This window comes from Bradyrhizobium sp. Pha-3 (assembly GCF_042258615.1).
In the GTDB taxonomy this organism is placed as follows: Bacteria; Pseudomonadota; Alphaproteobacteria; order Rhizobiales; family Xanthobacteraceae; genus Bradyrhizobium.
In genome coordinates, this window is the sequence record NZ_CP170152.1 from 6,701,917 (window position 1) to 6,714,988 (window position 13,072).

Annotated in this window: 12 protein-coding genes; 5 read left to right on the forward strand and 7 right to left on the reverse strand. The window is 64.7% G+C overall.

Features of this window, described 5'->3' with window-relative positions; genetic code table 11:
- Positions 1-44: 44 nt before the first annotated feature.
- Positions 45-1,268, reverse strand: a complete 1,224-nt coding sequence (locus ACE10Z_RS31590; protein WP_375784263.1) for an NAD(P)/FAD-dependent oxidoreductase — start codon at positions 1,266-1,268, stop codon at positions 45-47.
- Between the two features lie 257 nt (positions 1,269-1,525).
- Here ACE10Z_RS31590 and ACE10Z_RS31595 point away from each other — a divergent pair, with 257 nt between their 5' ends.
- Both ACE10Z_RS31595 and ACE10Z_RS31600 read left to right on the forward strand, forming a co-directional pair.
- Positions 1,526-2,317: an enoyl-CoA hydratase/isomerase family protein gene (locus tag ACE10Z_RS31595; RefSeq protein ID WP_375784264.1), complete on the forward strand. Its 792-nt coding sequence runs from the start codon at positions 1,526-1,528 to the stop codon at positions 2,315-2,317.
- Positions 2,314-2,895 (forward strand): histidine phosphatase family protein, encoded by a 582-nt coding sequence (locus tag ACE10Z_RS31600; RefSeq protein ID WP_375784265.1) that lies wholly within the window; start codon positions 2,314-2,316, stop codon positions 2,893-2,895. The genes ACE10Z_RS31595 and ACE10Z_RS31600 overlap by 4 nt, the downstream gene beginning before the upstream one ends.
- Here ACE10Z_RS31600 and ACE10Z_RS31605 read toward each other — a convergent pair.
- The 4 genes from ACE10Z_RS31605 to ACE10Z_RS31620 form a co-directional block, all read right to left on the reverse strand.
- Positions 2,892-4,232 (reverse strand): TRAP transporter large permease, encoded by a 1,341-nt coding sequence (locus tag ACE10Z_RS31605; RefSeq protein WP_375784266.1) that lies wholly within the window; start codon positions 4,230-4,232, stop codon positions 2,892-2,894. The two genes, ACE10Z_RS31600 and ACE10Z_RS31605, sit on opposite strands and share 4 nt — an antisense overlap.
- The gene (locus ACE10Z_RS31610) at positions 4,229-4,813 is read right to left on the reverse strand and encodes a TRAP transporter small permease (RefSeq protein ID WP_375784267.1); all 585 of its coding nucleotides are present in this window, start codon (positions 4,811-4,813) and stop codon (positions 4,229-4,231) included. Before ACE10Z_RS31610 ends, ACE10Z_RS31605 begins: the two co-directional genes overlap by 4 nt.
- A gap of 159 nt (positions 4,814-4,972) precedes the next feature.
- Complete coding sequence (locus ACE10Z_RS31615) at positions 4,973-5,974, reverse strand: TRAP transporter substrate-binding protein (RefSeq protein WP_375784268.1); 1,002 nt, start codon at positions 5,972-5,974, stop codon at positions 4,973-4,975.
- Between the two features lie 164 nt (positions 5,975-6,138).
- A complete protein-coding gene (locus tag ACE10Z_RS31620; protein ID WP_375784269.1) occupies positions 6,139-7,842 on the reverse strand; it encodes an IlvD/Edd family dehydratase in 1,704 nt (567 codons plus the stop codon).
- Positions 7,843-8,014: 172 nt separating this feature from the next.
- Here ACE10Z_RS31620 and ACE10Z_RS31625 point away from each other — a divergent pair, with 172 nt between their 5' ends.
- Both ACE10Z_RS31625 and ACE10Z_RS31630 read left to right on the forward strand, forming a co-directional pair.
- Complete coding sequence (locus ACE10Z_RS31625) at positions 8,015-8,707, forward strand: GntR family transcriptional regulator (RefSeq protein WP_375784270.1); 693 nt, start codon at positions 8,015-8,017, stop codon at positions 8,705-8,707.
- A gap of 34 nt (positions 8,708-8,741) precedes the next feature.
- Positions 8,742-9,311 carry an invasion associated locus B family protein gene (locus tag ACE10Z_RS31630; RefSeq protein WP_375784271.1) on the forward strand — a complete coding sequence of 190 codons (570 nt, stop codon included), beginning with the start codon at positions 8,742-8,744 and terminating at the stop codon, positions 9,309-9,311.
- Here the strand turns inward: ACE10Z_RS31630 and ACE10Z_RS31635 are convergent, their stop codons facing one another.
- A complete protein-coding gene (locus tag ACE10Z_RS31635) occupies positions 9,312-10,133 on the reverse strand; it encodes an NAD-dependent epimerase/dehydratase family protein (RefSeq protein WP_375784272.1) in 822 nt (273 codons plus the stop codon). It lies immediately after the preceding gene.
- A 113-nt stretch (positions 10,134-10,246) separates the two neighbouring features.
- On the opposite strand from ACE10Z_RS31635, the gene ACE10Z_RS31640 reads away from it, so the two are divergent.
- On the forward strand, positions 10,247-11,209 hold the full coding sequence (locus ACE10Z_RS31640; protein ID WP_375784273.1) for an SMP-30/gluconolactonase/LRE family protein: 963 nt from the start codon (positions 10,247-10,249) through the stop codon (positions 11,207-11,209).
- A gap of 136 nt (positions 11,210-11,345) precedes the next feature.
- On the opposite strand, the gene ACE10Z_RS31645 is transcribed toward ACE10Z_RS31640, so the two are convergent.
- Positions 11,346-12,779, reverse strand: coding sequence for an aldehyde dehydrogenase family protein (locus tag ACE10Z_RS31645; protein WP_375784274.1), 1,434 nt, complete (start codon positions 12,777-12,779; stop codon positions 11,346-11,348).
- Positions 12,780-13,072 lie beyond the last annotated feature (293 nt).

Here is a 13,072-nt window from a genome sequence, read left to right on the forward strand (position 1 = left end):
GGTCCCGGCTCCGTGCGCAATCGCGCACTCGGCCGGGACGACGCTTACATTTGCGCCAGCGCACTCTTCAAATCGAACCCCGTGTCCGCCGCCTGCTCCGGTGTGATCGAGCCGCCGGCGCCGAGCAGCCGGCGGCCGAACATGTGATCGCCCGCACGGTTGACCGACTCGATGCCGAGCAACCTGTCGCCGCGGTAGCAGAACGCCGAGAACGCCCCCTGCGCGCGGTCGCCGCGCACCACGACACGGTCGTAGCCGGTGGTAAGACCCGCCATCTGCAGCTTGTCGGGGCCCTGGTCGCTCCAGAACCACGGCAGGCCGTCATAGACCTCGGTCTTGCCGGTCAGCCTTGATGCCACGCAGCGCGCATGGTCGGTCGCGTTCTGCACCGACTCCAGCCGCAGCGATCCGCCGAAGCGCTTGCTGGTGTAGAGCGCGCAATCGCCGATCGCGGAGATGTTCGGATCGGCGGTCAGAAGATGCTCGTCGACGATGATGCCCGATGCGACCGGCAGACCGGCCTCCGCGGCGAGCTCGACGTTCGGCAGCACGCCGACGCCGACCACGACGAGATCGGCCGGGATATGCGTGCCGTTGCTCAGGCTGACGCCGGTGACCTTGGCACCATCGGCCTCGATCGCCGTGACCTGGACGCCCAGATGAATCCGGATGCCGGCCGCGCTGTGGCGGGACTGCGAGAACTCGGAGATCTCCGCGGTGACCGCGCGCGCCATCACGCGCGAGGCGAGCTCGACCACGTCGACCTCGAGGCCCTTGGCCCGCGCGGTGGCCGCGAATTCGAGCCCGATGAAGCCGGCACCGATCACGACGACGCGCATGCCGGGTGCGATCAGATCGCGCAGCGCCTGGCTCTCGTCGAGGATGCGCAGGTAGCGGACGGCGTCGAGCTTTGCGTTGGGAATATCGAGCAGCCGGTTCCGCGCGCCGGTCGCGAACACCAGGTGGCCGTAGTCGAGCGACGTGCCGGAGGCGAGCGCCACTTTCCGCGCATTGCGGTCGACCGCATGGGCGCGATCGGTGATCAGCTCGATCTTGTTGTCCTGGTAGAACTTGTCGGGCCGGAACATCAGGGTTTCGGGCCCGCCGGCCCCCTTCAGATAAGCCTTCGACAAAGGCGGCCGCTGGTACGGCAGATGGCCTTCGTCATTGAGCAGGGCGATGCGCTCGGCGAAGCCGGCCTGGCGGAGCGACGCCGCGAGCTGGAAGCCGGCATGTCCGGCGCCGACGATGATGACCGAGCCTGTCATCGGAACAACCCAAATACGCGCGAGCAGGAGTGACCCATGCCGTTTCCTCTTGTCGATGTTAGCTTGCGTGCCCCGTCACCACAGCGCTCGTGTCTGCGTACCGAAGGCGCGCGCCATTTGGCCCCATGGCTCGCGCTGATGCAAGGGGGTCCCGGGCAAATCTGGGCACCCGAAAGCCGCCTCCAGGCCCCTGCCGGATTGCCACAGCTCCCGCCAAGGCCTTAAATGCCGGAAATAACAAGCCCAAGGTCTTCAAAATGCCAGCACCCGCCTCCGCGAACGACCCTGCCCTGCTCCGCATCGACGGCGCCATTGCGACCATCACGCTGAACCGGCCGGCCGCGTTCAATGCGATCGACATGACGATCGCCAAAAAGCTCGAACAGCTCGGCGCCGAGGTCGAAGCCAACAAGGACGTCCGCGTGCTGGTCATCGAGGGCGAAGGCCGCGCCTTCTGCGCCGGCGGCGATCTGCAAACCATCGGTGCTGCGACCGAAGCCAACAACGTCGCGCCCGTGGTCGGCGAGATGCTGCATCACTACCACGCCTTCATCGAGACGGTTCGGCGGATGCCGAAGATCGTGCTGTCCAGCGTGCACGGATCGGCGGCCGGCGCCGGCATGGGCCTCGCCTTCGTGACCGACCTGTGCATCGCCGCGGAGGATGCCCGCTTCACGCCCGCCTATGCCAAGATCGGCGTGTCGCCGGATGGCGGCAGCACGGTCGGCATCGTCGGCACGGTCGGGACCCGCCGCGCGCTGCAAATTTTCCTTGCTGAGGATGGCTTCACCGCGCAGCAGGCCTATGAATGGGGGTTGGTCGTCAAGACCGTTCCCGCGACCGAGTTGAAGGCGGCGACGCGACAGCTCGCCGAGCGCTTGGCGAAAAATCCGCCCGCTGCGATCGCGGGGACCAAGTCGCTGGTCTATCAGGCTGCCACCACGCCGACCAAGCAGCAGCTCGACGCCGAGGAACACAAGATCATCACGTCGATGCACACCGAGGATTTCCGCGTCGCCGTGAAGAAGTTCACCAGCAAGTCGAAGTGAACCAATTGGCCTTGCCGTCACACTCCTTTCTGTGTCTCCGCCACGGCGCCACCGACTGGAACCGGCAACACCGCTTTCAGGGCCGCACCGACAATCTTCTCAACGATGACGGCGTGGCGCAGGCCCGCGCCGCTGCGCTGCGGCTCAGGAACGTCGCGCTCGGTGCGATCGTCGCGAGCCCGCTCCGCCGCGCCGTGCAAACCGCCGACATCGTGGCCGCGGCGCTGTCGCGGCCCGTTGCAATCGATGCCGACATTATCGAATGCGACTTCGGCAGCCTGGAGGGGCAATCGATCCGTGACACCATGCGCAGGCATGGCCTCACCGCGCTGGAACAGCTGGTCTCGATCCTTCCCGCGGATGGTGAACCCTGGGCCGCCGTCTCCAGGCGGGCACTACGCTGCGTTACGACGTGGCAGGAAAGCCATCCTGGCGTCGAGATCCTGTTCGTCTGCCACGACGCCGTCATGCAGGCGGTCGCACAGGCCCTGTGCGGCGGCTTCTTCGAGAACCGTTACGGCACACCGTTCCGTTTCGCTCGTGCAGGAAGCACCTGGACGGTTGAGGAGATCAATTAGTTCGGGCAGATATACCCGCTGCCTCCGGGCGCCTTGAAGCAACCGACCGATTCCGGGATCACCTGCTTGGGCAGCCACAGCACGACCTTCGGAAAATAGATCGTGAAGCAGATCGTGACCAGGAACACGACATAGATCGGCAGCGCCGCCCGCAGCGCTTTTGCAAAGCTGATGCCGACGAATTTCGAGGCCATCAGCAGCACGAGCCCGTAAGGCGGCGTGATCAAGCCGAAGGCCAGTGTCGCGATCAGCACGACGCCCATATGCACGCCATTGATGTCGCCGGCCTGGGTCAGCGCGTTCACCAGCGGCATGAAGATGATGATGGTCGGTACCGGCTCGATGAAGTCGCCGACCACGGTGAACAGCAGCACCATCAGCAGCATGATGAGGTGCGGATCGTTGCCCGCGATCGAGGTGATCCAGTCGGCGATGTAGATCGCGCCGCGCAAATAGGCCAGCATCCAGCCGAACGCGTTCGCCGCGCCGATCGTGATCAGCGGCAGCGAGAAGATCAGGCCGGCGAGGCAGAAGTCATACGGAATCTTTTTCAGGTGCCCGCGGTTCAGCGCGGGGATCACGACGAGGATGATGTAGGCGACCGCCACCACGCCGGCCTCGGTCGGCGTGAACCAGCCGGTCAGGATGCCGCCGAGCAGGATCACCGGGATCATCAGCGGCAGCGCGGCGTCGCCGGCAGCGAATGCGATCTGGCGCAGCGGCGCCCGCGGCTTGCGCAGGCCCGACGGACCGAAGAAGTAGCAATAGATCATCAGCCCGAAGCCGATCATCAGGCCGGGGACCACGCCGGCCATGAACAGGCCGGCGATCGAGACGTTGCCGACCGCGCCATAGACCACGGCCGTGATGCTTGGCGGCACCAGCGCGGCGATGGTCGAGGCCGAGGCGATGATCGCGGCGATGAAGGCCGGCTCATAGCCCTCCCGCCGCATCGGACCGCCGAGCGCCCGGCTCATCACGGCGACATCGGCGGTGGTCGAGCCGGACATTTCCGAGAAGAACATGCTGAACACGACGACGACCTGCGACAGCCCGCCCCTGATGTGACCGACCAGCGAGACCGACAGGTTGGCAATGCGGACCACGACATTCGCCGAGCTCATGAGCTCGCCGACCAGCAGGAAGAACGGGATCGCCAGCAGCGCCTCGGAATCGACGCCGTCGAAGATCTTCTGGATGATCGCGGCCAGGGACACATCCGACAGCGCCGCGCCGATGAACACGCCGGCCATCAGCGAGAACGGCACGGGCACGCCGAGATAACCGAAGAACAGGAAGCAGGACGACATCAACACCAGCACGACCGGTGCGCTCACGGCTGCACTCCCGTGGTGGCACTGGGATTGATCGCGGGGATCGCAAGATCCTCGTCCGGCGGCTCCGGATGCTCAAAGCCGTTGCGGATGCCGTTGACGAGCTGCTCGATCGTGAACAGGCCGATCAGGATGCCGGACAGCGGAATCACCGCATAGAGCGATGCGATGGGCGTGCCGGACGGCAGCCGGAAACTGCCGAAGCCGCGAAGGTAGTTTTGATAACCGTACCAGACCAGGCAAAAGGCGACGCCCAGCACCACCAGGCGGATGACGATCTCGACGACCAGCCGCGACCTGCCGTGCAACGCCTCCGAGAGCGCGGTGAGATAGAGATGATCGTTGCGCCTGGTCGCGACCGCGGCACCGATGAAGATCGCGTAGATGAACAGCGTCGAGGTCACCTCCTGCAACCACAGCCAGGGATGACCGATGGTGCGGGTGACGATGTCGGCGGTGACCGAGAGCGAGAAGCCGAAGCACAACAGGCCGCACAGCATCATCAGGATCAGCTCGAGCCGGTCCAGCGCCCGCCATTTCAGATGCCGCTGCCGATGCAGCACCAGTCTGTCGGCGATGGCCATGGCCCGAAATTCCTCGTCGTCCCGGCGAAGGCCGGGACCCATAACCCCCGGCTCGAGTTGCTTGCAGAAAGTCGGCGACCCGATCGCTCAACTGAAGGGCCGCGGCGTATGGGTCCCGGCCCCCGTGCGCAATTGCGCACTAGGCCGGGACGACGCTGTCTAATTGATAGCGCGGATCAGGTTCTTGATCTTCTCCGCATGCGGGCCGAGCTCCTTGGCGAGCTTGTCGAGATAGGGATCGGCGATCGCGGTAAAACTCTTCTTGTCCACGTCATCGACCACCTTGACGCCGAACGACTTCAGCTTGGTCAGCGCATTCCGCTCCAGCTCGAAGGCCTTCTGCGGCTCCTTGGCACTGACCTCGTTCGCAGCCGCCTGCACCCATTGCTTCTGCTCGGCGGAGAGGCTCTGCCAGAGCTTGACGGAGACGAACAGCAACGCGTTGTTGGCCTCGTGCTCGGTGATCGACAGCACGGGCGCGACCTCATAGTGCTTGTTGACGAGATAGACGTTGATGCTGTTCTCGGCGGCGTCAACCACGCCGGTCTGCAGCGAGGTGTAGACGCTGCCGAACGGCATGTGCACCGTCTGTGCGCCATAGGCCGGGAACATGGTGTCCTCGGTCGCGGTCGCCTGCACCCGGACCTTCACACCCTTGAGGTCGCCGACGTTGTGGATTTCCTTCTTGCTGTAGATATGGCGCACGCCCTGCGAACCGGTGCCGATCACATGCAGGCCCTGTGCGGTCTCGTCGATCATCGTCCTGATCGCGTCGAACACCTGCGGATCCGCCAGCGCCTTGATCACATGGGCGTCGTTGCGGAACAGGAAGTGCAGCGACATCACGCCGGCCTGCGGCGAGATCGTCGCCGTGTTGGCGGAGGAGACGATCGCGAATTCGATATCGCCTGATTTCACGAGTTGCAGCAGCTGCGGCTCCTGGCCGAGCTGCGCGCCGGGATATTGGTCGACGATCATCGTTCCCTTGCTCAATTCCTTGAGCTTTTCGGCGAACAGATCGCCGGCGACCGAATAGCCGGTGTTGCGCGGCTGGTCATAGGCGAAGCGGAAGTGCTTGACCTCCTGCGCGCCGGCGCGCGCCGGCAGCAGCAGCGCTGCCGCGGCCATGGCGATCCCGACGATCCTGGCTGAATAGCCCATCGCGACGTTCCCCCTGTTTTTGATTGACGCGATCATCCCACCAGTCCCGCGGGATTGTCAATAAAACAGAAGGAATTAGACGACTCCGGGCGCTATCGCGCACTGCATTGCCAAAATTATCGACAATTCGACAACCTCGCCGAACGACGCGCGCTACTTGCCAGTTACTTGCCCTTGGCGCGCATGAAGTCGAAATCGCAGCCCTCGTCGGCCTGCAGGATGGTCTCATTGAACAGATGCGCGTAACCGCGCTTGGCCCAGTCCGGCGTCTTCGCCGGCTCCAGCGCTTCACGACGCTTCTGCAACTCGGCCTCATCCACCAGGAGATCGATGCTGCGCTTGGCAACATCGAGCCGGATCATGTCGCCGTTCCGCACCAGGCCGAGCGGACCGCCGACGGCGGACTCCGGCGTGATGTGCAGCACGATGGTGCCGAACGCGGTGCCGCTCATCCGCGCATCGGAGATGCGGACCATGTCCTTGACGCCGGTGCGCGCGAGCTTCTTCGGGATCGGCAGGTAACCCGCCTCCGGCATGCCAGGGGCGCCCTTCGGGCCGGCGTTGCGCAGCACCAGCACGTCGTCGGCGGTCACGTCGAGCGCGGGATCGTCGACCCGCAGCGTCATGTCCTCGACCGACTCGAACACCACGGCACGCCCGGTGTGCTGCAAGAGCTTTGGGCTCGCTGCCGATTGCTTGATGACGGCGCCGCGCGGCGCGAGATTGCCGTGCAGGATCGCCATCGCGCCTTCGGATTTGATCGGGTTCGCCTTGGAGCGGATCGCGTCCTGCCCCGGCACGTCCTCCGCGCCGGCCACGACCTCGCGCAGGGTCTGACCGGTAATCGTCCTGGCATCGAGATCGATGAGGTCGCCGAGCTGCGCCATCAGCTTCGGCACGCCACCGGCATGATGGAAATGCTCCATATAGTGCTCGCCCGATGGCTTGAGGTCGACCAGCACGGGGACCTCGCGGCCAAGCTTGTCGAACGCCTCGAGGTCGATCTTGTGCGGCGAGCGGTTGGCAATGGCGGTCAGGTGAATCAGCCCGTTGGTCGAGCCTCCGATCGCCTGCATCACGACCTGTGCATTGCGGAACGACGATGGCGTCAGGATCTCGCTCGGCTTCGGTCCCTTGGTCTTCGCCATTTCGGCGGCGACGCGGCCGCTGGTCTCTGCGAAGCGGAAGCGTTCGGCATGCGGCGCGGGGATCGTCGCACTCATCGGCAGCGACAGGCCGAGCGCCTCGGTGATGCAGGCCATGGTGGACGCCGTGCCCATCACCATGCAGGTGCCGACCGACGGCGCGAGACGGCCGTTCACCGCCTCGATCTCGACATCGTCGATCTCGCCGGCGCGATACTTGCCCCACAGCCGGCGGCAATCGGTGCAGGCGCCCAGCACCTCGCCCTTGTGATGACCGACCACCATCGGGCCGACCGGAATCACCACCGTCGGCAGATCGGCGCTGATGGCGGCCATGAGCTGTGCCGGCAGGGTCTTGTCGCAACCGCCGATCACGATCACCGCATCCATCGGCTGGGCGCGGATCATCTCCTCGGTATCCATCGCCATCAGATTGCGCAGGTACATCGAGGTTGGATGCGCAAAGCTCTCGGCGATCGAGATGGTCGGGAACACGAACGGCATCGCGCCCGACAGCATCACGCCGCGCTTCACCGCTTCGATGATCTGCGGAACGTTGCCGTGGCAGGGATTGTAGTCGCTGTAGGTGTTGGTGATGCCGACGATCGGGCGATTGAGCGCGTCATCCGAATAGCCCATCGCCTTGATGAACGCCTTGCGCAGGAACAGCGAGAAGCCGGCGTCACCATAGCTGGTCAGTCCCTTGCGAAGTCCGTCGGCCATTTTCTTCTCTTCCCGTGGTTGTTCGGCCGCACTTAAGGAGCGGCGGTAATTATTGTCAATATGAGATAATCTGGCGCAAGAGCGCAGCTGGCCTGCGGCAAAATCGCCCCCATTATTGACAATAGCCATGGCGCCATGCTGACCTCCGGCATCGACCCGAAGCCGAGAGCGCATGAAAGCCGAGCCCACCTTGCCCGATATCCAGGCCCCCTCGCGGGAGGAGGAACAGGCGGAAGTGATCCGCCGGCTGGAGGAGGACATCATCTTCGGCCGCTTCGCGCCCGGCCTGCGGCTGGTCGAGGATACCCTGATGCAGCGCTACGGCGCGAGCCGGCATTTCGTCCGCCAGGCGCTGTTCCAGCTCGAACGTCAGGGCATCGTGCTGCGCGAGAAGAATGTCGGCGCCACGGTGCGGTTCTATTCGGCCGAGGAAGTGCGGCAGATCTACGAGGTGCGCGAGATGCTGACGCGCCAGGCCGCGCTGATGATCGCCCTGCCCGCGCCTGACAGCCTGATCGACCAGTTGAGCGAGCTGCAACGGCATTACTGCCTCAAGGCCGACGCGCAGGACATGCGCGGCATCCATGAAACCAACGATGCGTTTCACCTCGCGCTGTTCTCCGCCTGCGGCAATCCCTACCTGGTCCGCTCATTGCAGGACTACATGAACCTGACGCTGCCGATGCGCGCCAAGAACCTCGCCGACAGCGAGGGCCTCACATTGTCGCGCCGCCAGCACGAATTGATGATCGAGCTCCTGAAAGGCCGCGACAGCTGGGCGCTGGCGCAGCTCTGCGTCGATCACATGCAGTACAGCAAGGCGGATTATCTCGTCCGCATCTCCAACGACAAAAAGCCGCAATAGCGCGATACGCGGCCTCCTCGTGAAGGAGACGGCGATGCGCTATGTGGCTTTGTTGATTGGATCGTTCGCCGTGCAGCTTGCGCTCGGCGGAATTGCCAACGCGGCCGATCCGCGCGCGACCGAGCTCACCTATGAACCCTGGACCAAAACCTGCCTGACCGAGGCGAGCTGCTTCGTCGCCGCCGCCGCGCGCGGCCAGTGCGCGCCGTCGGGCGGCACCATCAGCGTTTCGCCGCAGACCAGCACACGCGCGCTGCTCACGGCGAATGTCGGAACGCGGACCATGCTGGAAGGAACGATCAGCCTACGGATCGATCAGGACGAACCGATGCAGGTCGCCAGGACCCACTGCTACACACTCGGCTGCGGCGGCACGCTGGAGGCCAATGGCGAGCTGATCGAGCGGCTGAAGCACGCGCAAACGATCGTGGTGGAGGCGAAGAACCTGACCGGGCAGAAGATCAGCCTCAACTTCCCGCTCGCGCACTTTTCCCAGACCTATGACGGGCCCGGAAGCACACCCAAGGCATCCGGACAAGGCTCGAATGAGCCGCAGCGCCAGCACACCGAAGCGGTGAAGCAGCTGCCGCAGTGCGATGACTGATCACTTCTTCCAGTCGATCACCCTCGTCCTGTCGCCGTCGAACTCCATGCTGCAGAACGTGCCGCCCTGGTAGTAATCGCCGACCGGATCGGGCGGCAGCTTGGCCTGCTCGGCCATCGCGTGCTCGCGAAAATCTTCGCCGCGGCCGCTCGGACGATAGCCGAGGTCGTAGGCGCGGTGATTGTCCCACCACGAGCGCTCGTTGTAGGACGCGCCGTACAGCACCTCGAAATGAATGTCGGGATGTTCGAGCCCGATGCGGCAGAGCTGAACCAGATCCTCGGGCTTGAGCCAGATCGAGAGCCGGCGGTGATCGAGCGGCGCCTCGCCGAAATTGCCGATCCGGATGCAGGTCACCTTGATGCCGTGCTTGTCGGCATAGAGCGCGCCGATGCCCTCGCCGAACACCTTGCTCACCCCGTAACGACTGTCCGGCCGCGCCGTGACGTCGGTGCCGATGCGGTGATGACGCGGGTAGAAGCCGACCGCGTGATTGGACGAGGCGAAGATCACGCGCCTGACGCCCTGCTTGCGCGCCGCCTCGAACAGATTGTAGCAGCCGATGATGTTGGCCTGCAGGATCGCATCCCAGGAACCTTCGACCGAATAGCCGCCGAAATGCAGGATGCCGTCGACGCCTTCGCAGATCGCCTCGACCTGTGCGAGGTCGGCGAGATCGGCCGCCTTGAACTTTTCATTGCTGCCGAGATCGGCCGGCGGCTTGATGTCGCTCAGCAGGAGATCAGGATAGATCGACGGCAGCAGCTTGCGCAGGCTCGTGCCGATTCCACCCGATGCGCCGGTCATCAATATGCGTGGCATGCCGTCCCTCGTCTTTCCTGTTTGCTGCAGCCGAATTGCGGTCGCAGGCCGACAATGATAGCAAACCAGGCGCTCAAGGAAACACCATCGAAACACAACAACGAGAACAGCAAATGTCCGATGTTCATTCCGCCGGCTGGCGTCCCGCGTCCTGTTATCCCGATCCCGCGATCCACGCGCTCGATCCGCGCTTCGAGAAATACTGGCTGAAGCTCTCCGCCGTTGAGCGCATCGCCACCGGCCTGCGCTGGGCCGAAGGTCCGGTGTGGTTCGGCGACGGCCGCTATCTGTTGTGCAGCGACATCCCGAACCAGCGCATCCTCAAATGGGAGGAAGAGACCGGCGCGGTCAGCATCTTCCGCAAGCCGTCGAACTTCGCCAACGGCAACACCCGCGACCGCCAGGGCCGGCTGATCACCTGCGAGCATGGCGGCCGCCGCGTGGTGCGCACCGAATATGACGGATCGATTACGGTGCTGATCGATTCCTTCGGCGGCAATCGGCTGAACTCGCCGAACGACGTCGTGGTGAAATCCGACGGCGCGATCTGGTTCACCGATCCGATCTTCGGCCTGCTCGGCAATTACGAGGGCTACAAGGCCGATCCGGAGATCGAGCCCAACGTCTACCGGCTCGACCCCGAAACCGGCAAGGCCAGCATCGTCGCCGAGGGCGTGCTCGGCCCCAACGGGCTGTGCTTCTCGCCGGACGAGAAGATCCTCTACGTCGTGGAATCCCGCGGCGAGCCGAACCGCAAGATCCTGGCCTATGACGTCTCCGCCGACGGAAGGACGATTTCCAACAAGCGCGTGTTCATCGACGCCGGCCCCGGCACGCCCGACGGCATGCGCTGCGACATCGATGGCAATCTGTGGTGCGGCTGGGGCATGGGCGATCCCGAACTCGACGGCGTCGTGGTGTTCGCGCCCGACGGCGTCATGATCGGCCGCATCGCGCTGCCGGAGCGCTGCGCCAACCTCTGCTTCGGCGGACTGAAGCGCAACCGCCTGTTCATGGCGGCAAGCCAGTCGATCTATGCGCTCTACGTCAACACCCAAGGTGCGCTCGGCGGTTAAGTCGCCTCGTCGTCCCGGCCTTAGTGCGCAATTGCGCACTCGGTCGGGACGACGATAAAACTTCTACCTTCCAAAACGTCTGACGCCGGAGTGGTGATCCGCCCCGGCGCCAAAATGCTGTCTCTCGTGGTGCGGCTTACGCGGCGTTGTAGCCGGCGACCGCCTTGGCCTCGAGATATTCTTCCAGACCGTAACGGCCCCACTCGCGGCCGTTGCCGGACTGCTTGTAGCCACCGAACGGCGCGGAGCGCTCGTTCGGCACGCCCTGCAGGTTGACGTTGCCGGCGCGGATCTGGCGGCCGACGCGGCGCGCGGTCTCCACGGTGTCGGCCGAGACGTAACCGGCGAGACCATAGGGCGTGTCGTTGGCGATCTTCACGGCTTCAGCCTCGTCCTTGGCGCCGAGAATGGTCAGCACCGGCCCGAAGACTTCCTCGCGGGCGATCGTCATATCGTTGGTGACGTCGGCGAAGATGGTCGGACGGACGTAGAAGCCCTTGTTGACGCCCTCGGGCAGGCCCGGACCACCGGCGACGAGCGTTGCGCCCTCGTCGATGCCCTTCTGGATCAGCGCCTGGATCTTGTCCCACTGGCCGCGGTTGACGACCGGGCCGATGGTGGTGCCGTCGGCGCGCGGATCGCCGGCCTTGGTCTTGTCGGCGACGCCCTTCGCGATCGCGGCCACTTCCTTCATCTTGGAGAGCGGCACGATCATGCGCGACGGCGCGTTGCAGGACTGGCCCGAGTTGTTGAACATGTGCATCACGCCGCCGGTCACCGCCTTGGCGAGGTCGGCCCCCTCGAGGATCACGTTCGGCGACTTGCCGCCGAGCTCCTGGCTGACGCGCTTCACGGTCGGGGCCGCACGCTTGGCGACATCGACGCCTGCGCGGGTCGAGCCGGTGAACGAGATCATGTCGATGTCCGGGTGCTCGCTCATCGCGGCACCCACCTCCGGGCCGAGGCCGTTGAGGAGGTTGAACACGCCCTTCGGCACGCCGGCTTCATCGAGGATTTCTGCGAAGATCAGCGCCGAGGTCGGGGTGAACTCCGACGGCTTCAGGATCATGGTGCAGCCGGCGGCGAGCGCGGGCGCGACCTTGCAGGCGATCTGGTTCAGCGGCCAGTTCCAGGGCGTGATCATGCCGACGACGCCGACCGGCTCGCGCACGATCACTGCGGTGCCCATGGTCTCCTCGAACTCGTACTTCTTGAGCACTTCGAGGGTGTTCATGAGATGGCCGAGGCCGGCGCCGGCCTGCAGCTTCTCGGCCATCGGCAGCGGAGCGCCCATCTCGTCGGAGACGGCGGCACCGATCTCCTTCATGCGGCCCTTGTAGACTTCGACGACCTTGGTGAGCAGCGCGATGCGCTCCTCGCGGCTGGTCTTGGAATAGGTTTCGAAGGCGCGCTTGGCGGCGGCGACCGCCTTGTCGACATCAGCCTTCGAGCCGAGCGCAACTTCATACATCGCTTCTTCGGTCGCCGGATTGACGACGGGGGTGGACTTGCCTTTGACGACCGGATCGACCCAGGCGCCATCGATGTAGAATTGCATGCGATTGACCATCGGAAACCTCTTGTAGGGGGCGTATGGATAAGGGGAACGGAAAGCGTTCGGCAGGCATCCTTGCACGAAAGCAGGGCGAATTGAACCCGCCATATGCGGGGCGCGGCTCGTGCACGCCCACGGGATATAATGTCGCCGCCGCTTAGCTGGCAAGGCATGCGCGAAATGGGTCCCGGCTCTGCGTCGCGTCACTCCGTGCCGCGCCGCGTCCGGGACACGAAACACCTCCAGGACCGACCGCTCTCGTGCCCCGGATGCGGCGCAGCGCGAAGCGTTGCGACGCTGGTCCGGGG

What these genes read in the sequence shown, in the direction of transcription:
- ACE10Z_RS31590 (WP_375784263.1), bottom strand. Translation starts at nt 1,268, where the DNA reads ATGACAGGCTCGGTCATCATCGTCGGCGCCGGACATGCCGGCTTCCAG.
- ACE10Z_RS31615 (WP_375784268.1), bottom strand. Translation starts at nt 5,974, where the DNA reads ATGGGCTATTCAGCCAGGATCGTCGGGATCGCCATGGCCGCGGCAGCG.
- ACE10Z_RS31610 (WP_375784267.1), bottom strand. Translation starts at nt 4,813, where the DNA reads ATGGCCATCGCCGACAGACTGGTGCTGCATCGGCAGCGGCATCTGAAA.
- ACE10Z_RS31620 (WP_375784269.1), bottom strand. Translation starts at nt 7,842, where the DNA reads ATGGCCGACGGACTTCGCAAGGGACTGACCAGCTATGGTGACGCCGGC.
- ACE10Z_RS31595 (WP_375784264.1), top strand. Translation starts at nt 1,526, where the DNA reads ATGCCAGCACCCGCCTCCGCGAACGACCCTGCCCTGCTCCGCATCGAC.
- ACE10Z_RS31630 (WP_375784271.1), top strand. Translation starts at nt 8,742, where the DNA reads ATGCGCTATGTGGCTTTGTTGATTGGATCGTTCGCCGTGCAGCTTGCG.
- ACE10Z_RS31625 (WP_375784270.1), top strand. Translation starts at nt 8,015, where the DNA reads ATGAAAGCCGAGCCCACCTTGCCCGATATCCAGGCCCCCTCGCGGGAG.
- ACE10Z_RS31640 (WP_375784273.1), top strand. Translation starts at nt 10,247, where the DNA reads ATGTCCGATGTTCATTCCGCCGGCTGGCGTCCCGCGTCCTGTTATCCC.
- ACE10Z_RS31645 (WP_375784274.1), bottom strand. Translation starts at nt 12,779, where the DNA reads ATGGTCAATCGCATGCAATTCTACATCGATGGCGCCTGGGTCGATCCG.
- ACE10Z_RS31635 (WP_375784272.1), bottom strand. Translation starts at nt 10,133, where the DNA reads ATGCCACGCATATTGATGACCGGCGCATCGGGTGGAATCGGCACGAGC.